The sequence below is a fragment of the Bradyrhizobium sp. GW821-FHT13H06 genome, from assembly GCF_058803975.1.
Window position 1 is genome coordinate 138423 of sequence record NZ_JBXAPN010000003.1, and the last position, 20423, is coordinate 158845.

Annotated in this window: 18 protein-coding genes and 2 pseudogenes; 13 read left to right on the forward strand and 7 right to left on the reverse strand. The window is 64.9% G+C overall.

All coding sequences use genetic code 11. The features are described 5' to 3' along the window. The first annotated feature begins 4 nt into the window (after positions 1-4). Together AC1RQP_RS13075 and AC1RQP_RS13080 are read left to right on the forward strand one after the other, a co-directional pair. Positions 5-415: a VOC family protein gene (locus AC1RQP_RS13075; RefSeq protein WP_492937288.1), complete on the forward strand. Its 411-nt coding sequence runs from the start codon at positions 5-7 to the stop codon at positions 413-415. Positions 416-603: 188 nt separating this feature from the next. Beyond that, positions 604-2184 carry an AMP-binding protein gene (locus tag AC1RQP_RS13080; protein WP_492937290.1) on the forward strand — a complete coding sequence of 527 codons (1581 nt, stop codon included), beginning with the start codon at positions 604-606 and terminating at the stop codon, positions 2182-2184. A 156-nt stretch (positions 2185-2340) separates the two neighbouring features. On the opposite strand, the gene AC1RQP_RS13085 is transcribed toward AC1RQP_RS13080, so the two are convergent. The 4 genes from AC1RQP_RS13085 to AC1RQP_RS13100 all read right to left on the reverse strand — a co-directional run bounded on the left by AC1RQP_RS13085 (position 2341) and on the right by AC1RQP_RS13100 (position 6343). After that, positions 2341-3435, reverse strand: a complete 1095-nt coding sequence (locus AC1RQP_RS13085; RefSeq protein ID WP_492937292.1) for an HD domain-containing protein — start codon at positions 3433-3435, stop codon at positions 2341-2343. Positions 3436-3832: 397 nt separating this feature from the next. Then, a complete protein-coding gene (locus tag AC1RQP_RS13090; RefSeq protein ID WP_492937293.1) occupies positions 3833-4504 on the reverse strand; it encodes a hypothetical protein in 672 nt (223 codons plus the stop codon). 259 nt (positions 4505-4763) lie between these two features. Further along, complete coding sequence (locus tag AC1RQP_RS13095) at positions 4764-5441, reverse strand: hypothetical protein (protein WP_492937294.1); 678 nt, start codon at positions 5439-5441, stop codon at positions 4764-4766. Between the two features lie 215 nt (positions 5442-5656). Then, a complete protein-coding gene (locus tag AC1RQP_RS13100) occupies positions 5657-6343 on the reverse strand; it encodes a hypothetical protein (RefSeq protein WP_492937296.1) in 687 nt (228 codons plus the stop codon). A gap of 561 nt (positions 6344-6904) precedes the next feature. Here AC1RQP_RS13100 and AC1RQP_RS13105 point away from each other — a divergent pair. Next, positions 6905-7606: a helix-turn-helix transcriptional regulator gene (locus AC1RQP_RS13105; protein ID WP_492937298.1), complete on the forward strand. Its 702-nt coding sequence runs from the start codon at positions 6905-6907 to the stop codon at positions 7604-7606. Here AC1RQP_RS13105 and AC1RQP_RS13110 read toward each other — a convergent pair. After that, positions 7593-7838, reverse strand: a pseudogene (locus AC1RQP_RS13110) (xanthine dehydrogenase family protein molybdopterin-binding subunit); the annotation flags it as partial. The gene AC1RQP_RS13105 and the pseudogene AC1RQP_RS13110 overlap by 14 nt on opposite strands. A 73-nt stretch (positions 7839-7911) precedes the next feature. Here AC1RQP_RS13110 and AC1RQP_RS13115 point away from each other — a divergent pair. From AC1RQP_RS13115 to AC1RQP_RS13125, 3 genes and pseudogenes are all read left to right on the forward strand, one after another. Next, a pseudogene (locus tag AC1RQP_RS13115) lies at positions 7912-8070 on the forward strand (alpha/beta fold hydrolase); the annotation flags it as partial. Between the two features lie 3 nt (positions 8071-8073). Continuing rightward, entirely contained in the window at positions 8074-8409 is a 336-nt protein-coding gene (locus AC1RQP_RS13120) for a hypothetical protein (protein WP_492937299.1), read from the forward strand. 204 nt (positions 8410-8613) lie between these two features. Then, positions 8614-9285: a dienelactone hydrolase family protein gene (locus tag AC1RQP_RS13125; RefSeq protein WP_492937301.1), complete on the forward strand. Its 672-nt coding sequence runs from the start codon at positions 8614-8616 to the stop codon at positions 9283-9285. Between the two features lie 147 nt (positions 9286-9432). Here AC1RQP_RS13125 and AC1RQP_RS13130 read toward each other — a convergent pair whose 3' ends face one another. Continuing rightward, positions 9433-10176, reverse strand: coding sequence for a polysaccharide biosynthesis/export family protein (locus AC1RQP_RS13130; protein ID WP_492937302.1), 744 nt, complete (start codon positions 10174-10176; stop codon positions 9433-9435). A 155-nt stretch (positions 10177-10331) separates the two neighbouring features. Then, positions 10332-10649, reverse strand: a complete 318-nt coding sequence (locus AC1RQP_RS13135) for a hypothetical protein (RefSeq protein ID WP_028178126.1) — start codon at positions 10647-10649, stop codon at positions 10332-10334. A 412-nt stretch (positions 10650-11061) separates the two neighbouring features. On the opposite strand from AC1RQP_RS13135, the gene rpsT reads away from it, so the two are divergent. The 7 genes from rpsT (at position 11062) to AC1RQP_RS13170 (ending at position 20320) form a co-directional block, all read left to right on the forward strand. Then, positions 11062-11328, forward strand: coding sequence for a 30S ribosomal protein S20 (gene rpsT / locus AC1RQP_RS13140; protein ID WP_028178125.1), 267 nt, complete (start codon positions 11062-11064; stop codon positions 11326-11328). Positions 11329-12537: 1209 nt separating this feature from the next. Further along, complete coding sequence (gene dnaA, locus AC1RQP_RS13145; protein WP_239628324.1) at positions 12538-13947, forward strand: chromosomal replication initiator protein DnaA; 1410 nt, start codon at positions 12538-12540, stop codon at positions 13945-13947. 372 nt (positions 13948-14319) lie between these two features. Then, on the forward strand, positions 14320-15438 hold the full coding sequence (dnaN, locus tag AC1RQP_RS13150; protein ID WP_028178123.1) for a DNA polymerase III subunit beta: 1119 nt from the start codon (positions 14320-14322) through the stop codon (positions 15436-15438). Between the two features lie 126 nt (positions 15439-15564). Then, positions 15565-15930, forward strand: coding sequence for an endonuclease domain-containing protein (locus tag AC1RQP_RS13155; protein WP_492937305.1), 366 nt, complete (start codon positions 15565-15567; stop codon positions 15928-15930). 89 nt (positions 15931-16019) lie between these two features. After that, the gene (gene recF / locus AC1RQP_RS13160; RefSeq protein WP_492937307.1) at positions 16020-17156 is read left to right on the forward strand and encodes a DNA replication/repair protein RecF; all 1137 of its coding nucleotides are present in this window, start codon (positions 16020-16022) and stop codon (positions 17154-17156) included. A 109-nt stretch (positions 17157-17265) separates the two neighbouring features. Then, positions 17266-18009 (forward strand): hypothetical protein, encoded by a 744-nt coding sequence (locus AC1RQP_RS13165; RefSeq protein ID WP_492937309.1) that lies wholly within the window; start codon positions 17266-17268, stop codon positions 18007-18009. Between the two features lie 148 nt (positions 18010-18157). After that, entirely contained in the window at positions 18158-20320 is a 2163-nt protein-coding gene (locus AC1RQP_RS13170; RefSeq protein WP_492937311.1) for a hypothetical protein, read from the forward strand. Positions 20321-20423: the final 103 nt, after the last annotated feature.

Consider the following 20423-nt stretch of genomic DNA (forward strand, 5'->3'; position numbering starts at 1 on the left):
AGACATGCCGGTCAAGGTTCACGCCCTGGATCATCTCGTGATCAATGTCAGCGATGTCGCGGTGACCGCGGAGTGGTATCGCAAGATTCTCGGCATGGAAGTCAAGCTGTTCGATCCTGGCGGCGGCAAGCCGCCCCGCACTTTGCTTGAATTCGGTAACCAGAAGATCAACGTCCGGCAACGCGACGCAGATAAAGTGGAGTGGTTCACCGCCGGCCACCCGACCGCCGGCAGCGAGGATCTGTGCTTTCTCACCTCGGCCACACCGGACGAGGTGGTGGCGCATTTGCAGGCACATGGCGTCGCGATCGAAGCTGGCCCAGGCCCGAGGCAAGGCGCGCGCGGCACGCTGCGCTCGGTCTATTGCAGGGACCCGGATGGCAGCTTGATCGAGATCTCGTCATACGAGGATTGAGGCCGACAGGACCGCACCGCCCGCCCCAAACACCGTCATTGCGAGGAGCGCTTGCGACGAAGCAATGACGGCCGAGGGAGCGCGGACGACATACGCCCCCAGATTTGCTCCCGGCGTCATCCGGTGGCAGGAAGACGCAATCATCAAAAAGCAGCCGCCAGCAAGATGCAGGCTGCACGGGAGGACCCATGGCTATCCAGAAAACCGCCGCCGGAATCGTGAGCCCCTTCGACGGGCTCGACGTGCCCTGGCTCTTGAGGATGCGCGCCGAGGTGCGCAGCTCCCATCCGTTCCTGATCTGGGCGCCGTTCGAGGAGCCGGCGCGGCACTGGAGCTATGGCGAATTTCACGAGCGAGTCGGTGCGCTCGCGGCAGGGCTGGCCAAGCGTGGCGTCAAGCCCGGCGAATATGTGCTCATTCATCTGGACAATTGCATCGAGGCGATGCTGGCCTGGTTTGCCTGTGTCGAGCTCGGCGCCATCGCGGTCACCACCAACACCCGCTCGGCGCCGGCGGAGATCGAGTATTTCGCCGATCATTGCGGCGCAGTCGCCGCGATCACGCAGCCGGCCTATGCGGAGGTCGTCGCGCAGAACTGCCGCAACATTCGCTGGATGGCGGTGACGTCGCATGACGCCGGCACGGCGCCTGCGCAGGCCGTCTCGCGCGGCGACAGTTTCGAGGCGGTGTTCGCCGACAGCGCCGACCGCCCGCAGCGGACAGCCGATCCGCTGGCGCCTTGCAGCGTGCAGTACACCTCCGGCACCACGTCGCGGCCGAAAGCGGTGCTGTGGACCCATGCCAATGCGCTGTGGGGCGCCAAGATCAACGCCGCGCATGAGGATCTGCATGCAAGCGACGTGCACCAGACCTATCTGCCGCTGTTCCACACCAATGCGCTGGCCTACTCCATGCTGGCGACGCTGTGGGTCGGCGGCTCCTGCGTGATCCAGCCGCGCTTCTCCGCTAGCCGGTTCTGGAGCGTCGCGCGCGAGCACGGCGCGACCTGGACCTCGACCATTCCGTTCTGCATGAAGGCCCTGCTCGAGCAGGAGATCCCGAAGGACCACAAATTCCGCCTGTGGGGTACGGCGATCAACGAGCCGCCGGCCTTCTCCGCGTTCGGGGTCAAGGTCATCGGCTGGTGGGGCATGACCGAGACCATCACCCACGGCATCGTCGGCGAGGTCGATCAGCCCAACATCCCGATGTCGATCGGCCGCGCCGCGCCCGAATACCAGATCCGCATCACCGATGACGACGGACGGCCGACGGAAGTCGGCGGCACCGGCAATCTCGCGATCAAGGGCATTCCCGGCCTGTCGTTGTTCGCCGAGTATCTGCACAACGAGAAGGCGACGCGCGAGGGTTTCGACGAGCACGGCTTCTTTCTCACCGGCGACCGCGTCGAGCGGCTTGCGAACGGCTACATCAAGTTCGGCGATCGCGCCAAGGACATGCTGAAGGTCGGCGGCGAGAACGTCGCGGCCTCCGAGATCGAGCAGGTGATCGCGCTGGTCCCCGGCGTGCGCGAGGCGGCGGTGGTGGCGAAGACGCATCCGATGCTGGACGAGGTGCCGGTCGTCTTCATCATCCCGCAGGGCGGCCTCGCGGGCGCCGCGCCCGATCTGCATGACAGGGTGATGGCCGCCTGCCGCAAGGGCCTCGCCGACTTCAAGGTGCCGCGCGAGATCAGGCTCGTCGACGACATGCCGCGCTCGACGCTGGAAAAGGTGGCGAAGGCGGAGTTGAGGAAGATGGTGGGGTAGGCGCAAACACTGTTCGACCCGTCATTGCGAGCGAAGCGAAGCAATCCAATTTTTCTCCGCGGAAGCAGTCTGGATTGCTTCGTCGCTACAGCGCAAAATTGCTACGCAATTTTGTCGCGAGCTCCTCGCAATGACGAGATCGGAGAGATCGGCGTCCTAGAACGATCCCAGCGCCACCGGCCTGAATGCCTGCAGCAGCTGCTGGTCGAGCTTGCCGCCCATGCCTTCCATCATCGTGAACGCGCGGGAGTGGGTGAAGGGCATCCGGTAGGCGCGCTTCTCCACCAGGGCGGCGTAGATGTCGACGATCGTCGTCAGCCGCACGATGTCGCTGATCTGGTTCGACGACAGGCCGTTCGGATAGCCGGAGCCGTCGAGGAATTCGTGATGATGCAGCACCACGTCCAGCATCTCCGGCGGGAAGCCGCCTTGCGCGGCGAGCGCTTCATAGCCGCGACGCGGATGCTGGCGCACCTCTTCCATCTCCTCGTCGGTGAGCTTGCCGGGCTTGTCGAGTAGCGCGGCGGGAACGAAGGCCTTGCCGACGTCGTGCAGCAGCGCGGCGCGGGTCAGGCGGCGCTGGTCGTCCTCGCGCATGCCGAGATGCTGGGCGAAGGCGACGGCGAAGCCGGTGACGAACAGGCAATGGCGATAGCTGCCGACATGGTGGCAGCCGACCGTGGTCAGCCATTCGCGCAGCGAGGAATGCTTGATCGCCTTCAGAATCTTGCTCTCGGCCGCAATGACGTCGTCGAAGGTCAGGGCCACGCCGAGCGGCATCTTCTCGAACATCTTGGCCAGCACCGCGTGCGCCGCCTCGACGCCGCGATTGAGCGTCTTGCCGCGATCGGTCGCGTCATAGGCGGCAGTGTCCGGGAAGGCGGCGCGGATGCGCTGAAGGATGGCCTCGGGCTGAAGCGGCCGCGAGATGGTGTCGGTGGCCCCCAACGCCCAGGCCTGCATGGTGCCGTGATGCAGGGCATCCGCGAGCACGAACAGCCGCGGCATCGAACGGTAGGCATCGCCGCGCAGCTTGTTGCGGACCCGCTGCACGCTCTCGGGCGAGCGCAGGTTGATGTCGACCACGAGGCCGGAGAGATCGCGCGCGGGCTGGGCGGGGATGGCCTCCGTCGTCACTGTCGAGACGTCGCCGACCGCTTTCAGAATGCTGGCGAGCTCGCTGCTCTCGTCGCTGCGATCGGAGGCGAGCAGAAGCCGACGTTTGGCGGCGGGTTTCGCTGAGGCGTTCATGACTTCCCCAAGGCACGGGACGGAATTTGGCGTCAGCCTAAGCCGGATCAGGTTCTCTGGCCCTTAAGAGGCGTGCTCAATGGAACCCTGCGGAATTGCGTACAACTTTACGGATCTTGGTTCCGCGACGGGAACAGAAAACGGTGAAACAACCCCATGCACAGTAGAGCGGCCGTTGTAAAAGCAGGGTTTTTTCGAACGAAAAATCCGCCGAAGGTTGGCCTCCGGCGGATCATCTGACCCGGCAATTATGCCTCGGCTTGCGCCTTCATCGCGCTCTTTAGGGCTTCCGTTGCGCAATGGCACCTGAAAGCGCCCCCTGTTTCCCCATCCTCTCATGTCGCTTGGCCGAAGCGGGCACTCGCCAACATTCCGCGACTGCGCAGGCTCGGATCCTCTACGAGGGTTTCGCCAGGCTCGCGTCCGGCCAGGTCACGTAGAAGTCTTGACCATTGATCGACCCGGTCGCCTGACGAATGCCTTGCGCCTGGATCTCGAGGTAGAGCTTCTTGTTGAAGGTGCCGCTGCCGAAGCTTACGCTGCCGAGGAGGTTCCCGTCGCTATACAGATCGAAGAAATTTGACTCGTAGCCGAGTTCGGGCACGTCGCTTGCCCGCTGTATTTTCAGCGTTCCGTTGGCGAGCGCGTCGTTGAAACCAGGCTCATCGGTCCAGTCCTCCATGCCGAACTGGAGGACCGTTTGCTTGAACTCTGCGTCGCTCAGTTTGACGCCTTCAACGCGCACCACCGCATCCGCCCCGAACCCCTTCAGATATTGGGCCTGATCCGCCGGCAGTTCGGAGACCTTCATCATGCGCGATTCGACATAGCCTTCGCGAGCGATAGCGCCGCCAGCAGCGCGGCCTCCAGTTGCTGCAGCCGTCTTTCCGTTGACGAGGGCGTCGATCTTCAGGAGCGCGTCGGCTACACCCGGCGCCAGCCGAGAAGATGCAGCGTTGATGTGCGGGATGACGCTGACGGGACTTGCTTCGGGCTCGGCAACCGTCTGAGCATCGGCGGCTTTGAGGATGGTGAGCGCGGTCGCGCCGACGGAATTGATGGCAACCATGTGGCCTCCTGGTCTGTGTCACCTGAACGTCCGCCAATCATTGCCGGGTCGCAAGCAGGGGCTGGCCTCATGCCAGTCGTCACGATAACACCGAGCCCTCAACCGCCCCGGCGGCTCCATCTCGCGTTGCCGGAGAGCACCGGCGGTCGCCGCCGGTGCGTAGCTGGCTCCGCAATAGATCGGCATGTCCAACGACCCGCCGATCTGCTTCAGCGCGGGTCCCCGCTCCCTCCGGTACGGGCCGACGCCGCAGGGTTGATCAGTTCTCCGAAGATTTAGCCAGGCTCGCGTCCGGCCAGGTCACGTAAAACTGCTGGTCATTGATAGCCCCGTAGGCCTGTCGAATGCCTTGCGCCTGGATCTCGTAGTAGAGCTTCGAGTTGAACGGGGAAGCCCCGAACATCACGCCGCCGAGCGAGTTTCCACCGCTGTAGATTGCGTACTGAACCGTTTCGATGCCAAGTTCGGGCACGTCGCTCGCCCGCTGTATCTTCAACGTTCCATTGGCGAGCGCCTCATTGAAGCCCGGCAGGTCGGTCCAGTTCTCCTGTCCGTACTGGAGGACCATTTGCTGAAAGTCCGCATCGCTCACTTCGACGGGATCAAAGCGTACGACCGCATCGGCGCCAAACTTCTCCAGGTATTGGGCCTGATACGCCGGCAGTTCGGAGAGCTTCATCATGCCTGATGCGGTATAGCCTTGGGAAACGGAAGCAGCACTCGCGGACTCTGGCGCGTTCGCAGCAGCCGCCTTTCCCTTGACGAGAGCGTCGATCTTCAGGAGCGCGTCGGCTACACCCGGCGCCAGCCGAGAAGATGCAGCGTTGATGTGCGGGATGACGCTGACGGGACTTGCTTCGGGCTCGGCAACCGTCTGAGCATTGGCGGCTTTGAGGATGGTGAGCGCGGTCGCGCCGACGGAATTGATGGCAACCATGTGGCCTCCTGGTCTGTGTCACCTGGACGTCCGTCAATCATTGCCGGGTCACAAGCAGGGGGCTGGCCTCATGCCAGTCGTCACGATAACAACGAGAACCGCCGCGCAGCTCCCTTTCGCGTTGCCGGAGAGCACCGGCGGTTTTCGCCGGTGCTCTCCGGCACTGCAATAGATCGGCGCTGATCTCGGGCCGACGCCGCGGGGCTGATCAGTTTTTACGAAGGTTTCGCCAAGCTCGCGTCCGGCCAGGTCACGTAGAACTCCTGACCGCGGATCGACCCGAGGGCCTGTCGAATGCCTTGCGCCTGGATCTCAAGGTAAAGCTTTTTGTCGCGGATGCCGCTCCAGCCTACGCCGCCGAAATAGTTTCCGCCGCTATAGAGATCGTACTGAAACGACTCGTAGAGTTCGGGCACGTCGCTTGCCCGCTGGATCTTCAACGTTCCGTTGGCAAGCGCGTCGTTGAAGCCCGGCAGATCCTTCCAGCTCTCCATGCCGAACTGGAGGACCGTTCGCTCAAAATCTGCATCGCTCAATTCGACGCCCTCAATGCGCACCGCTGCATCCGCGCCGAACCTCTTCAGATATTCGGCCTGATCCTTCGGAAGCTCGGAGAGCTTCATCATGGGCGAAGCGACAAAACCTTCGCGAGCGATAACCCCGCCAGCAGACTTCCCTGCATTCGCCGCGGCCGTCTTTGCGTTAACGAGCACGTCCTTTCCGTTGATGAGCGCGTCGATCTTCAGCAGCGCGTCAGATACGCCCGGCGCCAAGCGAGACGACAGAGCGTTGACATGAGGGACGACGCTGACGGGACTTGCTTCGGGCTCGGCAGCCGTCTGAGCGTTGGCGGCTTTCAGGACGGTGAGCGCGGTCGCGCCGACGGAATTGATGGCAACCATGTGGCCTCCTGGTCTGTGTCACCTGGACGTCCGTCAATCATTGCCGGGTCACAAGCAGGGGGCTGGCCTCATGCCAGTCGTCACGATAACAGCCGCACGTTAATCAGTATTAACCAGCCGAAGCGGATGCATCGAAAGGATGCCATGTCGCCGTCGACAGGCCTCGGTCGCGTTTCATCACACCCGCGGCTGATCAACCTCAAGGCGCGAAGCCGAATCAGTGCTCGCAGGCTAACGGTTCCGGTCAAGCCCGCGCAATCTGCGAAAATGCAAGTCAGCCCTCGGTGGTGAAGCAACTGTTAAACGGCGGTGCCGACTCCAGGATCACCCTGTCAGCCCGCCCAGATCACGCACGATTGGGATTCCACGCACGCTGCGAGCCAGCATGCCGGGAACATTCGTGTCGGGGATCGAATCAATCGGAGTTCGTCCCCACGCTGAGCGATCGGCACCCAGCGCGGCACCGACGGCTTCGCACCAGCTCCCGACACTATCACAACCCAAACGGGAATGCTCATGGTCCCGGGGCGAACTCACGACTGGTTGAGACTGGGAACGCAAATGTTTCCGCCGATCGAAGAAATCCTCGCAAGCATCTCGAGCGCGACGACTCTCGATGAACTGAAACTCGTGCTGGCCTGGATTTCGGCAGACTACGGCCTCACGCTCGTAACCTACCAAGCTGCGCACAGACCCGAGACCAATGCGCTCGCCCCGCCCATGCTGCTGTCATCCGACGATGACCTGGCGAAACAATCCCTCGAACGCGGCGGCCTACGGATGGCCTCCGCCTTTCAATGCGGCCGAAGCGGCTTCCTGCCGTTCGACTGGGACCAGGCCGCCGCGGATGCACGCCCGTTTCCTCGCGAGGACGATTACCGCGGCATGACGATTCCGATTCGAGGACCAGGCGGCGAACATGCACGCCTGTCGGTCGCCTCAAGCGCCACCGCCGACGTATGGGCCAGCCGGCGGATGAGCTACATGCGGGATTTCCTGATCATCGCCCATTTCATTCATGATCAGGCCGTGCGGCTCGCAGGCCTGCGCACGCAAGGGCTCGAACGATTGCTCTCGGCGCGCGAGCGCGAGACACTTCAGCTCGCCGCGCGCGGCTTCAGCCCGAAACAGATTGCCGCCGACCTGCACCTGTCATCGACCGCCGTCCGCCTCTATCTGCAGGGCGCTCGCAAGAAGCTGGAATGCGCGAACCTTCCGCAGCTGATCGCGAGGGCCGTGAGCCTCGAGATCATTCAACCCTGACGGCCTCGGCCGTGCTCGGCAGCGCCCGGACACGGGCACCACTGGCATTGAAGATGGCATTGGCGGGCGCCACGACCGTGACCGCGGACTCGCCGAAGCCGGCGGCCTTCGCGCCATTGGCAATCACGGCAACCGAAATCTCGGGCATCTGGCTCATGCACAAGGGCGTGTAGCCATCGAAATTGGTCTGCTCGATGCCACCGTCCTTCAACGTCGCCTTCTCGGACATCATCGCGGCGAGCAGGTGTTGCGCAGCCGCTGCGCGCCGCCGTCGTTCTTGCCGGCCTTCACCTTCTGATAGGTGAGCATCCGACTACATGGCGGCAAAGATCCCCGGCGCACAAAAGGTCGTGATCCCGGCGGCCGGACACGCCGTCAATATCGATCAGCCCAAGGCTTTTGTTGACGCGGTCGAGCCTTTCCTGAAGAACTTGCCGGCACAGGTCGATCAGGCAAGGACGTAGGCGATGAAGCTGATGATGCTGGCTGCGGGCGCGATGTTGCTGTCGATATCTGCGCAGGCCGAGCCGTTCGGCGTGGTTCCGCCGCGCCAGCCTTTCGTCGCGACCCTGTCGAACAACACGCCGCTCGCCTTCGGCATGGATGCCGAGCAGACCGCGCGCGCCCTCGGCCAGCCGCTGCAATATGTCCGGGGACGTCCGGGCAACGAGATCTATCTCGCGCTTCGCAACATCGGCGGCAGCGGCCTGATCCCCTACCGTCACCGCCTGTTCCTGCAATTCCGTCACGGACGGCTGGCGGGATGGAAGGAGGACTATGGCGAGAACTGGATGTGGGAGTGATGGCGGCCCTTCATGACACAGAGAAATCGTATCCGCGCTGTCGCGCATTGAAGTTGCCACATCGTCATGGCCGGGCTTGTCCCGGCCATCCACGATCTTTCGTGCGGCGCCAAGAACGTGGATGCCCGGGACAAGCCCGGGCATGACGAGATTGTGGCGCGAGTAGAATTCCCAACTAACGACCAATCAAGAAGGACAATTCGCGTGGGACAGGACATCAGACTGACCGCCTCCGACAATTTCCAGCTCGGCGCCTATCGGGCTGACCCCTCCGGCACGCCGAAGGGCGCGGTGGTGGTGATCCAGGAGATCTTCGGGGTCAATCACCACATCCGCTCGGTCTGCGACCGCCTCGCCAAAGAAGGCTATGTCGCGATCGCGCCGTCGATCTTCGACCGGACGTCGCCGAACTTCCAGTCGGGCTATTCGCCCGACGAGATCGCGGAAGCGCGCAAGTTCGTCGCCAATCCGGATTGGGCCGCGATGCTGCGCGACACGCAAGCCGCGATCGATGCCGTGAAGAGCGTCGGCCCCGTCGGCATCATCGGCTTCTGTCTCGGCGGCAGCGTCGCCTTCGTCGCGGCGACGCGGCTGTCGGGGCTGAAGGCCGCGGTGGGCTATTACGGCGGCGCCGTCGTGCGCTTTGCCGACGAGACGCCGAAGGTGCCGACGCAGCTGCATTTCGGCGAGAAGGATGCCGGCATTCCGCTCACCGATGTCGAGACGATCAAGGCGAAGCGGCCGGACGTCGAGGTCTTGATCTATCCGGGCGCCCAGCACGGCTTCCATTGCGACGAGCGCGCCAGCTACGACAAGGCCAGCGCCGACATCGCATGGCCGCGCAGCATGGCGTTCTTCGCGAAGCATTTGGGATAGATCGCGCGACTGTCTCGGGCGTCATTCCGGGATGCGCCGCGAAGCGGTGCAGGCCCGGAATCCATCCGGCGACGGAGTTGGTGGCGCGATGGATTCCGGGCTCGCGCCAAGAGGCGCGCCCCGGAATGACGGGAGTGAGGGAGAGAGCTAGAACCAGCGCTCGCCGACGAACACGGTATCGCCGGGGCTGAGGGGGGTGCCGAGCGGCACCACGGCGCGCATGGCGCCGCCGTTCTCGGTGTGCGTGATGGTGACCAGGTCGCGCTTGGCGCGCGGCGAGAAACCGCCGGCGATGGCGACGGCGCTCTCGACCGTCATGTTCGGCACGTAAGGATATTGGCCGGGCGCGAGGACCTCGCCGAGAATGAAGAACGGGCGATAGGCCTCGATCTCGACCGCCACGGACGGCTCGCGGATGTAGCCGTTGCGCAGGCGCGCGGCGATCTCGCCGGCCAGTCCTGCCGTGGTGCGGCCGCGCGCCGGCACGGCGCCGATCAGCGGCATGGTGATGGAGCCGCCGGCGTCGATCGCATAGCTGTTGGTGAGGCCTTCCTGGCCGTAGACCACGACGCGAAGCTTGTCGCCGGCGTCGAGATGGTAGGAAGTGCCATTGCGCACCGTCATCGGCGCGGCGTAGCCGACCGGCATGGGTGCGGGCGTCGAGGCAAAGGAGTTGCGCAGTGCGTCGATGGCGCCGCCGCCGCCGTCGGCGACGACGACCGGCTGCGGCGCGCTGTAGGGCTGGCCATAGGCCATGGAGTCGAGATCGGCGCGCGGCTGCATCACCGCGACGGGACCGGCGGTCTGCATGCAGCCGCCAAGGGCAAGCGCGGCGGACGCGGCCAGGGACGCTGCCAAGATCGACCATCGAAACGCGCGTGCAACCGGCACCGGACCTATCCCTCGAAACGAGACGGCCCCAGTGATGCACCGGTTATGGTTAATAAAGCGTTGAGCGGGGGCTTTGGTTGCAGGGCCGCCGCGCTATCATTCCGAGGCTTCGCGATAGCGACGCACCTGAAATCCTGCGCCACGGGAATTGAAGATCAATCCCGGGAATAGCCGATCAGCGGCTTGCGCGGGCGGAACAGGATCATCAGGAGAATGCCCAGAATGCCGAGCACGGCGAAGACCGGCTGATCCAGCACGAGGCGGATCACCGAGGTCCAGAGCCAGGGCGCCTTGGCCTCGACCCAGGTGCGGAACGCCGCCTGGCTGGCCTGATTGATGTCGTTCCAGAACTGGCCGAACCGGGTGAACCTGAGGGTCTGGTCGGCCACCCAGCGGGCGCCGTCATAGACCATGAAGATGAACCCGCCGGCGAGCAGCAACAGCCCAATCAGTCGGAAAAAGCCGCGGATCATGCCTCACCTACGATGGTCGTCCGATCGGACGACCTCCTGGAACGTTGCCAGCCAATAGCCGGACGACGGCAGAAATTCAACCTCTTCAGGGCGTTACGGCTCCGTCCAGGCCGCCAAAGGCCGGATTTCCAGCTCCCGAAAGCGTTGACGGTGCCAAAGACCCTCTCTATAAGGGCGCCAATTGGCGGTGGGCGCAATCCTGCCGCCGCTGTTCTTTGAGCAGTTGCAGGCACCTTGAGCTTTCCAGCTTGAAGACTCTTTGGAGCCTCAGAGACAGCCGCAAGGCCGTCGCTCATGTTCCGGGAACGGCCCAGCAACCGAACACCCTAAATCCGAGCGTCGATTACGCGGTCAAGCAAGCCGGCGCTACCCGACCAAGACGCGACCGGTACCCGCAAAGGACATTGAGACCATGGCCAATACCACTTCCGCCAAGAAAGCGACGCGCAAGATCGCCCGCCGCACCGCCGTCAACAAGTCGCGCCGCACCCAGATGCGCGGCGCCGTGCGCACCGTCGAGGAAGCCATCAAGACCGGCGACCGCGCCGCTGCCGTGAAGGCACTCGCGTCTGCCGAGCCCGCTCTGATGCGTGCCGCCCAGCGCAACATCATTCACAAGAACAACGCCAGCCGCAAAGTCTCGCGCCTCACCGCGCAGATCGCCAAGCTCGCGAAGTAATCTCGCGACATCATCTGATCGGTCGATCCGGTCAGCGCGTCAAACAGCCCGGCATCACGCCGGGCTTTTTTGTTGACTGTCATATTCACGCAAGCGGTCATGCGAAGTTCGACCGTGGACGCATCGTCTGCGTTATCTTGCCGACGAGTTGCAACGGCGGAAGCTTCACCGCGTTGCAAAAAACCCCTGCGCCGCGGGCTCGAATTGAATTGGCGCGAACGAGAGTTCTGCACACCGTAGATTCACTGGGCCGCGTGTGCCTTGGAGTTACCCTGCAAAACCAGTCTCGAAAAGCGATGCACCAATAATCACTTATCAACATAGCAGCGACAAGCATTTGGAAAATTCGCTCGCACGTCGGGCGCGTGACGAATTTGTAAAAAAATTTTGGCGGTGGCCGAAAATTGTCACACGATGCGCGACATTCTCGATTCTGTGCACGGATTCAAAAACTTGCTTCGGAGCCTGTGAACAACTCTCGCGCGGCGTTAACCGAGGTCAAGTTTTTTGACGCCTCAAGTGTGAATCAATTTCGTTGCGAGTCTTTCCGCTTAGTGTATTCCTTAAGCCGTCAGCGGCGCCCACGATCTTCAGACCAGTGCGGTTTAGGAAACGGGGCGAACGTGCAAATCGGCGGCGGTGTGCACGTAGGCGACGCTTCAACAAGCGATGTCGGTTCAAAACCCATAGCAGTATGGGAATGGTAGTTGTTTGTCTGAATGTCTCCAAGCGGGATCTTCTCGCTCGCGCCCGGCGCACAATATGAGAGACATCGCAATGCTACCCCGGCACGCAAGGGGGCGAAGTCGAGCGGACGACCAGAACATTGGGCAGGCATCCGCGACAGGAGTACGGCGCGGTTGTCTTAAGGACACGCAGGACCTTGTCGTGAGTGATCACGGCAGGACGGGGAGGTATCATGTCTTACGGACTCAACGCGGTATTGAAGCACGTTTTCTATTCCAACGATGCCGTTCCAGCTCCGTCGGATCTCCAGCCTCCCGCGTGTGACGAAGCGCCGAGTACGCGCTGACCTCGCGACCCCTCCATCCCCAGACATCGCTGATCTGACTTGCGGCGTCCGCGCCGAACGGTCGAGCTGTGCCTGACGATGGACTCGCTTGAGGTCGCGCCACTTCAGGGACCGTGGCAGGAACCCTGCATGGCGCTCACAACGCAACTATATCTCTCGAGAAAAGTTTTCTGACGATGACAATGGAACAGGATCGCTGGTCACGCGTGAAGGGTCGGCTGCGCTCGAGCGTTGGCGAGGACGTTTACACGAGCTGGTTTGCACGCATGGATCTGGAGGGCGTGCAGGAGGAGAGCGTGCGGCTCTCGGTGCCGACGCGTTTCCTGAAGAGCTGGATCCAGGCCCACTATGCCGAGCGCGTGCTGTCGTGCTGGCAGGCCGAGATGCCGGAGGTGCATCGCATCGATCTCACCGTTCGCTCCGCCGTGCGCCCGGTGGTGCAAACGAAGGAAGTGCCCGCGCCGGTCGAGGCGCGCCGCGCGCCGACGCCGGAGCTGCGCTCGACCGCGACCGCGCCGGTCTCGGCCAATCACGACGCGCTCGGCGGCTCGCCGCTCGATCCGCGCCTGACCTTTGCGAGCTTCGTCGTCGGCCGCTCCAACACGCTGGCGCATGCGGCCGCGCGCCAGGTCGCCGAAGGTCGCCGCGGCGACCCCGTGATGTTCAACCCGCTCTACATCCATGCCGGCGTCGGCCTCGGCAAGACGCACCTGCTCCAGGCGGTAACCTGGGCCGGCAATTCCGGCAACGAGCGCAAGGTGCTTTATCTCACCGCTGAAAAATTCATGTACGGCTTCGTCGCCGCGCTGAAGACGCAGACGGCGCTGGCCTTCAAGGAAGCGCTGCGCGGCATCGACGTGCTCGTGATCGACGATCTGCAGTTCCTGCAGGGCAAGTCGACGCAGGCCGAATTCTGCCACACGCTGAACGCGCTGATCGACGCCGGCCGCCAGGTCGTGATCGCTGCCGACCGTCCGCCGTCCGACCTCGAAAGCCTCGATGACCGCGTGCGCTCGCGTCTCGCAGGCGGGCTCGTGGTCGAGATGGGCTCGCTCGGCGAGGAGCTGCGCCACGGCATCCTCAAGTCGCGCGTCGCAGCTGCCCGCGCCCATCATGCGACGTTCGAAGTGCCCGAGGAGGTGCTGCACTATCTTGCGCGCACCATCACTCATAACGGCCGCGACCTCGAAGGGGCGATCAACCGTCTGCTCGCGCATTCCAAGCTCAACAACCGGCCGGTGACGCTGGAGATGGCGGAGCACGAGGTGCGCGATCTGGTCCGGCCGCAGGAGCCGAAGCGGATCAAGATCGAGGACATCCAGCGCGTGGTGGCGCGGCAGTACAATGTCAGCCGCTCCGACCTGTTGTCCTCGCGCCGCACCGCCAACGTGGTCCGCCCGCGCCAGGTGGCGATGTATCTCGCCAAGACGCTGACCTTGCGCTCGCTGCCCGAGATCGGCCGCCGCTTCGGCGGACGCGACCACACCACCGTGCTGCACGCGGTGCGCAAGATCGAGGCACTGGTCTCCAAGGACACCGCGCTGTCGGAAGAGGTCGAGTCGCTGAAGCGCCAGCTCCAGGAGTAAGGGCCTACTTCTTTGGCCTCTCTCCGCCTGCGGCGGGTCAATCGTCGAGGAGGCTCGCGCACACCGGCGGCCCCAGCGTCATGGCCGGGCTTGTCCCGGCCATCCACGCCCTTCCCTGCGGCACCAAGAACGTGGATGCCCGGGACAAGCCCGGGCATGACGGCTTGAGACAGCCGAAACTGCCTGTAAATCGTGGGGAACTGCCTCCGATCCCTTGAATCCGGGGGCCATCCGAGCCACCTTGCGCGACCCTGAAGGCTTTGGTCATATCGGCTGGATCCGGCTTCTCGGGGTCTTCGGTGCCGTGGCGCGCGTCCCGCCGCCCGGCCGTCTCAACGCTGTGTTTTCCTTGGGGATCGGGCGAGTAGTGCAATGAAGGTTACGGTCGAACGCGCGCAACTCCTGAAGTCGCTGGGCCATGTCCACCGCGTGGTCGAGCGCCGCAACACGATTCCCATCCTCGGCAACGTGCTGGTTCGCGCCGAGAACGCGAAATTGTCGCTGAAGGCGACCGACCTCGACCTCGAGGTGACGGAGACGCTGCCGGCGGAAACCGCGACCGCCGGTTCCACCACCGTGCCGGCCCACATGTTCTACGACATCGTGCGCAAGCTGCCCGATGGCTCGCAGATCGTGCTGGAAGCCGACGGCGACCGCGCCGTGCTGGCGATCCGCGCCGGCCGCTCGCGCTTCACGCTGCAGACGCTGCCGGAGAACGATTTCCCGGATCTGGCCGCAGGCGACATGTCGCACTCCTTCTCGCTCGCCGCCAAGGACGTCAAGCGGCTGATCGACCGCACCCAGTTCGCGATCTCCACCGAGGAGACACGCTACTACCTCAACGGCATCTATCTGCACGCCGCCGGCACGCCGAAGGCCGCCACCCTGCGCGGCGTCGCCACCGACGGCCACCGCCTCGCCCAGCTCGATCTGGTGCAGCCCAAGGGCGCCGAGGGCATGCCCGGCGTGATCGTGCCGCGCAAGACCGTCGGCGAGGTGCAGCGCCTGATCGAGGACACCGACGCCGAGATGACGATCGAGTTGTCGCAGGCCAAGATCCGCTTCACCATCGGTAACGTCGTGCTGACCTCGAAGCTGATCGACGGCACCTTCCCCGATTACGGCCGCGTCATCCCGCAGAACAACGACAAGGAGCTCGTCGTCGACAAGAAGGATTTCGAGAACGCGGTCGACCGCGTCTCCACGATCTCCAGCGAGCGCGGGCGGGCGGTGAAACTGTCGCTGTCGCCGGGCAAGCTGGTGCTGTCGGTGACCAACCCGGATTCCGGCAGCGCGACCGAGGAGCTCGAGGTCGAATACGCCTCCGACGCCCTCGATATCGGCTTCAACTCCCGCTACCTCCTCGACATCGCCGCCCAGATCGAAGGCGACGTCGCAACCTTGAGGCTCGCCGACCCCGGCTCGCCCACCCTGGTTCAGGACCGCGACGACAAGAGCGCGCTGTACGTGCTGATGCCGATGCGGGTGTGAGGGCGTGCTCCCTCGCCGGGGCACACCGTCCGTAGACCCGAGCGCGATCCGCATCGCTGCGCCCTCTCCCCTTGTGGGAGAGGGCAGCTCCGCTGGAGGATACAGACTCGGTCGGGTGAGGGGTTAGTGCTGCAAGACCCGTCCCATCGACCGGTCCCCAAACATCTCCGCCAGTTTGCGAAGAACATGCGGCACGCGCCGACCGATGCGGAAGCGGCGATGTGGCGCCTGCTCAGAGACCGCCGCATGTCGGCGTACAAGTTTCGCCGGCAGGTCCCGTTCGGAAACTACATCCTCGACTTCGTCTGCTTCGACAAGCGTCTCGTGATCGAAATTGACGGAAGCCAGCATGCAGAATCACGAGGCGATGTGGCTCGTGACGCGGCTCTGTCCACTGAAGGCTTTGCCATCGCCCGCTATTGGAACAATGACGTGCTTCAGCAGTCCACTTCCGTGTTGGAGGATATCCTTGCAAAGCTCGGCGCGCGGTAAGATACCCCTCACCCGTCGCCTCACTGCGTGAGGCGCCACCCTCTCCCACAAGGGGGGAGGGGAAGAATCGCGTCCATGACGAAGAGACCATGACCCCCTCCCGCATTCATCGCCTGACGCTGACGCATTTTCGCAATTATCGGGCGGCGGGGCTCGAGACGGCGGCTGACATGGTGGCGCTGGTCGGGCCGAACGGGGCAGGCAAGACCAATTGCATCGAGGCGATCTCGTTCCTGTCGCCGGGGCGGGGCCTGCGCCGCGCGACGCTGGAAGACGTCGCCGACAACCAGGGCGACGGCTCATGGGCGGTGTCGGCGCAGGTCGAGGGCGCGCTGGGGCTTGCGACGCTCGGCACCGGCATCGACGCGCCGCGCGCTGACAGCTCGGTGAGCCGGCGCTGCCGCATCGACCGCGAGCCGGTGGGTTCTGCCAGCGCCTTCGGCGACCACATCCGCATGGTGTGGCTGACGCCGTCGATGGACGGGCTGTTCATGGGCGCAGCCTCCGAACGGCGGCGCTTCTTCGACCGCCTCGTGCTCGCGATCGACAGCGAGCATTCCAGCCGCATCAACGCGCTCGAGCGCTCGCTGCGCTCGCGCAACCGTCTGCTGGAGACGCGCAATTACGACGACCATTGGTGTGACGCGATCGAGCGCGAGACCGCGGAGCTCGCCGTCGCGGTGGCGGCAACGCGCGGCCAGACCGCGGCAAGGCTCACCGGCATGCTCAACGCGCGCGCGCAGGAATCCGCCTTTCCCTCGGCGCAGATCGCGCTCGACGGCTGGATGGAGAACGCACTGCTGACGGAGACCGCGACCTCGGTCGAGGATCGCTACCGCCAGATCCTGCGCGACAACCGCCCGCGCGATGCCATCGCCGGCCGCACCACCGACGGCCCGCATCTCACCGACCTGCAGGTCGTCTATGCGCCCAAGAGCATGCCGGCGCGCGATGCCTCCACCGGCGAGCAGAAGGCGCTCCTGATCGGCCTCGTGCTGGCACATGCGACGCTGGTCGCCGAGATGACCGGCATCGTGCCGCTGCTGCTGCTCGACGAGGTGGTCGCGCATCTCGATCCGAGCCGCCGTGCGGCGCTGTTCGAGGAGCTGAAGAAGCTCGGCGCGCAGGTGTGGCTGACCGGTGCGGATCCTGCCGCGTTCGCCGAGATCGGCGCGGGCGGCGAAGTCTTTGACGTCGAGAGCGGACGAGTCTCGGCGCGAAGGTAGGCCGCCACATTGAACCCGCCCGTTTCAGGCCGCGACTAGCTGCATGTGGCTGCCAGAGGCGGCCATCGCGCAGGATTTCAGACGCGCGCGATATCCTTGGAGCATGAGCATGGCGACGGTGGGGCGTGGGGCGCAAGCTCCGGCACAATGGCAGCTTGTTGCGTGCGGCCTCGCTCTCTTCGCGAGCTGCCTGCTCGCGGCCAGCGCCGGCGCCTTCGTGTCGAATCTGCCGCCGCTGTTCTCGGCCGCGCTCACGCTCGATCCCGCTGCCAGGCTGCCTGCGCCGACCCGCTACAGCTATCGCGGGATCCACACCACCGTGATGCCCGGCATTGAAGAGCCGCTCCGGACCAGGCTCGAAGCCCGCGTGCCCGCAGCGCTCGGCGACGTCCTCGCCTTCTATCGAACCGAGCTTCGAAAGCTCGGTTGGCAGGAACGGCAGGAAGACGCGATGGTCACCGCCGATCGCGCGCGCCTCGCCTTCGTCTCCCCGATCGGGCCGGCAACGCTGGAGCTCGATCGCAATGGCGGCAGCACCGCGGTGCATCTCGTGCAGAAGAATTCCGATGTCGCGACCCGGGCAAACGTCCTGCCCGAACCCGGCCAGGCGAAGCTGGTGTTCAGCAACATCGGCGAGAACGAAGCCGTGCTCGAGATCAGCGAGCGGACCATCCCGCGCCCCGCCGGCGCCAACGCCGTCGCGCTGGACCTCGTGCCCGGCAAATATCCCTACGCACTGAGCGTGCCGGGCCGTCCGGCCACCACGAACATGCTCACCGTCACGGCTGGCGATACCTGGGAGCTCACGGTCGGACGCGACGGAGAGGCGTGGCCGCCGCTCCAGCTGTATTGAGACCTGCCTGCGCACACCGCGCAGCTCCTGCGCCGCCCGTTGAACCTGGCCGGTTCCTGCAGCGACTTCTTGTCCGAGGCCGCGCCGATGGTGTCGCCGCCTGCAATTGCGCGGACATGAAGCCGCGCCCAAATCCGGAGCTTTGACGATGCCGATGATCCGGCGCGGGGCGCAAGCCCCGGCAAGATGGCTGCTGCTTGCCTGCGGCATTCTCGCGATGGCGAGCGCCCCACATCCCGCGAGCGCAGCCGACGAAGGCATCGTCGACGTCCATACCCTGCCGCGGCTGGACGGCGCGGTGGAGGATACCTCGCGCCCGGACACCTACCGTGTGACGTACACCGTGCCGACCGGGGTTGCCGCCGCGTCGGAAGCGACGAAGAAGCTGCTGAGCGCGGACGGCTGGGTGCCCTATGTGTATCCGCTGGATGAGAAGAGCGCCGCGTTGACCTTCAAGAAGGGACGGCAGGGGGTGCGCGTCTCCTTCACGCAGGCGCGCGGGCGCCCCGATCAATCCGCGGTGTTCTACACGCCGAACCGGATCTATGCGAACGTACCCTTTCCGGACGGCGCGACGGACCTCGTGTTCGACGAGACCCGGCCCTATCTCGGCTGCATCGCGCCCGGCGCGCTCGATGCGACGTCGGAGTTCTTCGCGAAGGAAATGGCGGCGATCGGCTGGCGCAAGCTCACGCCCGAGACGGCGGCGCGCTGGCCGAACGCCAATCTCGGCGAGACGGTGCCGAACGGCGTGCGCACGTTCTACGACCACCCCGATCGCGACGCGACGCACCTCTACCAGAAGCCGGTGATGCTGACCTTGATGCGCCGCGACGACGGCCGCACCCATGTCGAGATCAGGGTGGCGCCGTTCGCGCTGCCCCCAGAGCTCGAGGCCGACGACGACATGGCCGGGCTGCCGCGGCCCAAGCCGACCAAATCGGCAAGGAGTCTCGGCAGCGCGAGCTCCAACAAGCGCGAGATGTCGGCGGCCGCGATGGCCGAGCTGCCTGCCGTGCTCGCCTTCTATCGTCGCGAGCTCGCCGCACGTGGTTGGCAGGAGGATGGCAGCGCGCCCCTCGCACCCGGCGACGAGGTCGCGATCAGGATTTCCTCGGCAGAGGAAACCGCCGTGCTGCGGCTCGGCCGCAAATACGATTTCACCATGATCAGCCTGACCGCGCAGGTGAAGGACTCCGCGCTTGCCGCCCGCGCCAAGGCGAAGAAGGAGGCCGACGAAAAATTCCTTGGCGATGCGTTGGGCGCGGCCCAGCAGCTCATTGCCGCTGATGAGGCCCGGCGCAAGGCGCACGCGACCTCCCTGTCCGATGCGCCGCTCAATGCGCGCGCCGACAGCAGGATGCCGGTGCCGCTGCCCGAGACCGCCGAGGGCGTGACGTTCGAGGGCGGCGACGGCCGGCTCGAATTCTCGTCCACGTCGACCGTGAAGGCGCTCAGCACGTTCTACCGCACGACGCTGAAGAGCTCGGGCTGGAAGGAGCAGCCCTCCGTCATCAACCAGCCCAACATGGCGGTGATGACGTTCTCCAGGGGCGGCAAGTCGATCTCGATGACCGTGATGCAGATGGGTCCGAAGGTGAATGTCCGCGCCAATGGATCGGGCCTGGTGACGGAAGCGGCCAAGCCTGCGCCCGGCGCAGAGGTGGAGGTGCAGGCCAAATCGTCCGAGCCGCTCAAGCCCGATCCCGACTCCCAACTGCCCGTGCCGACACAGCGTTCGTCGAAATCGTTCGCCACCACAAAGATGCCGGGCAACGAGGCGCCGTTCCGCCGCGAGCTGACGGCCAGCATCCCGGCACCGCTCGGCGACGTCCTCGCCTTCTACCGTGCGGAGCTGTCCAGGCTCGGCTGGCAGGAGAAGACCGACGGCGCGACTGTGTCCGCAGAACGCGCGCAGATCGACTTCACCTCGCCACAAGGCCCGGCTGTGCTCAAGCTCGGCCGCGCCAAGGGCGAGACCACGGTCAATCTGGCGCAGAAGAATTCGGATGCCGCGGCCAAGGCCGACATCATGCCGAAGGCAGGCCAGGCGCGGCTTATGCTCGGAAACATGGGATCCAGCGAAGCCTCGCTGACGATCAACAAGCAGACGGTGAAGATCGCGGCCGGCGCCGGCGGCCCGCAATCGCCGAAAGGCCCGATGCTCGACCTGCCGCCCGGCAAGTACCAATACGCGCTGCGCCTGCCTGGACGCCCGGCCCGCACCGAAGCGCTGACCATTGCCGCCGGCGAGACCTGGGGCCTCCTGGTGGGGCCAAGCGGGGACGCGCTGCCGCTTCAGATGTACTGAGGCTGCACCAAGCCGGTGCGCTCCCTCTCCCACCGGCAGGCGGGAGAGGAAGCACCGAGCCGGTGGCCCGACCAACTTCACCAAGACCCCGGAACCACCGTTC

Bases quoted from the DNA above. Each gene is read 5' to 3' on its own strand.
- AC1RQP_RS13075 (WP_492937288.1), top strand. From the start codon at position 5: ATGCCGGTCAAGGTTCACGCCCTGGATCATCTCGTGATCAATGTCAGC.
- AC1RQP_RS13080 (WP_492937290.1), top strand. From the start codon at position 604: ATGGCTATCCAGAAAACCGCCGCCGGAATCGTGAGCCCCTTCGACGGG.
- AC1RQP_RS13085 (WP_492937292.1), bottom strand. From the start codon at position 3,435: ATGAACGCCTCAGCGAAACCCGCCGCCAAACGTCGGCTTCTGCTCGCC.
- AC1RQP_RS13090 (WP_492937293.1), bottom strand. From the start codon at position 4,504: ATGGTTGCCATCAATTCCGTCGGCGCGACCGCGCTCACCATCCTCAAA.
- AC1RQP_RS13095 (WP_492937294.1), bottom strand. From the start codon at position 5,441: ATGGTTGCCATCAATTCCGTCGGCGCGACCGCGCTCACCATCCTCAAA.
- AC1RQP_RS13100 (WP_492937296.1), bottom strand. From the start codon at position 6,343: ATGGTTGCCATCAATTCCGTCGGCGCGACCGCGCTCACCGTCCTGAAA.
- AC1RQP_RS13105 (WP_492937298.1), top strand. From the start codon at position 6,905: ATGTTTCCGCCGATCGAAGAAATCCTCGCAAGCATCTCGAGCGCGACG.
- AC1RQP_RS13120 (WP_492937299.1), top strand. From the start codon at position 8,074: ATGAAGCTGATGATGCTGGCTGCGGGCGCGATGTTGCTGTCGATATCT.
- AC1RQP_RS13135 (WP_028178126.1), bottom strand. From the start codon at position 10,649: ATGATCCGCGGCTTTTTCCGACTGATTGGGCTGTTGCTGCTCGCCGGC.
- rpsT (WP_028178125.1), top strand. From the start codon at position 11,062: ATGGCCAATACCACTTCCGCCAAGAAAGCGACGCGCAAGATCGCCCGC.
- dnaA (WP_239628324.1), top strand. From the start codon at position 12,538: ATGACAATGGAACAGGATCGCTGGTCACGCGTGAAGGGTCGGCTGCGC.
- dnaN (WP_028178123.1), top strand. From the start codon at position 14,320: ATGAAGGTTACGGTCGAACGCGCGCAACTCCTGAAGTCGCTGGGCCAT.
- recF (WP_492937307.1), top strand. From the start codon at position 16,020: ATGACCCCCTCCCGCATTCATCGCCTGACGCTGACGCATTTTCGCAAT.
- AC1RQP_RS13165 (WP_492937309.1), top strand. From the start codon at position 17,266: ATGGCGACGGTGGGGCGTGGGGCGCAAGCTCCGGCACAATGGCAGCTT.
- AC1RQP_RS13170 (WP_492937311.1), top strand. From the start codon at position 18,158: ATGCCGATGATCCGGCGCGGGGCGCAAGCCCCGGCAAGATGGCTGCTG.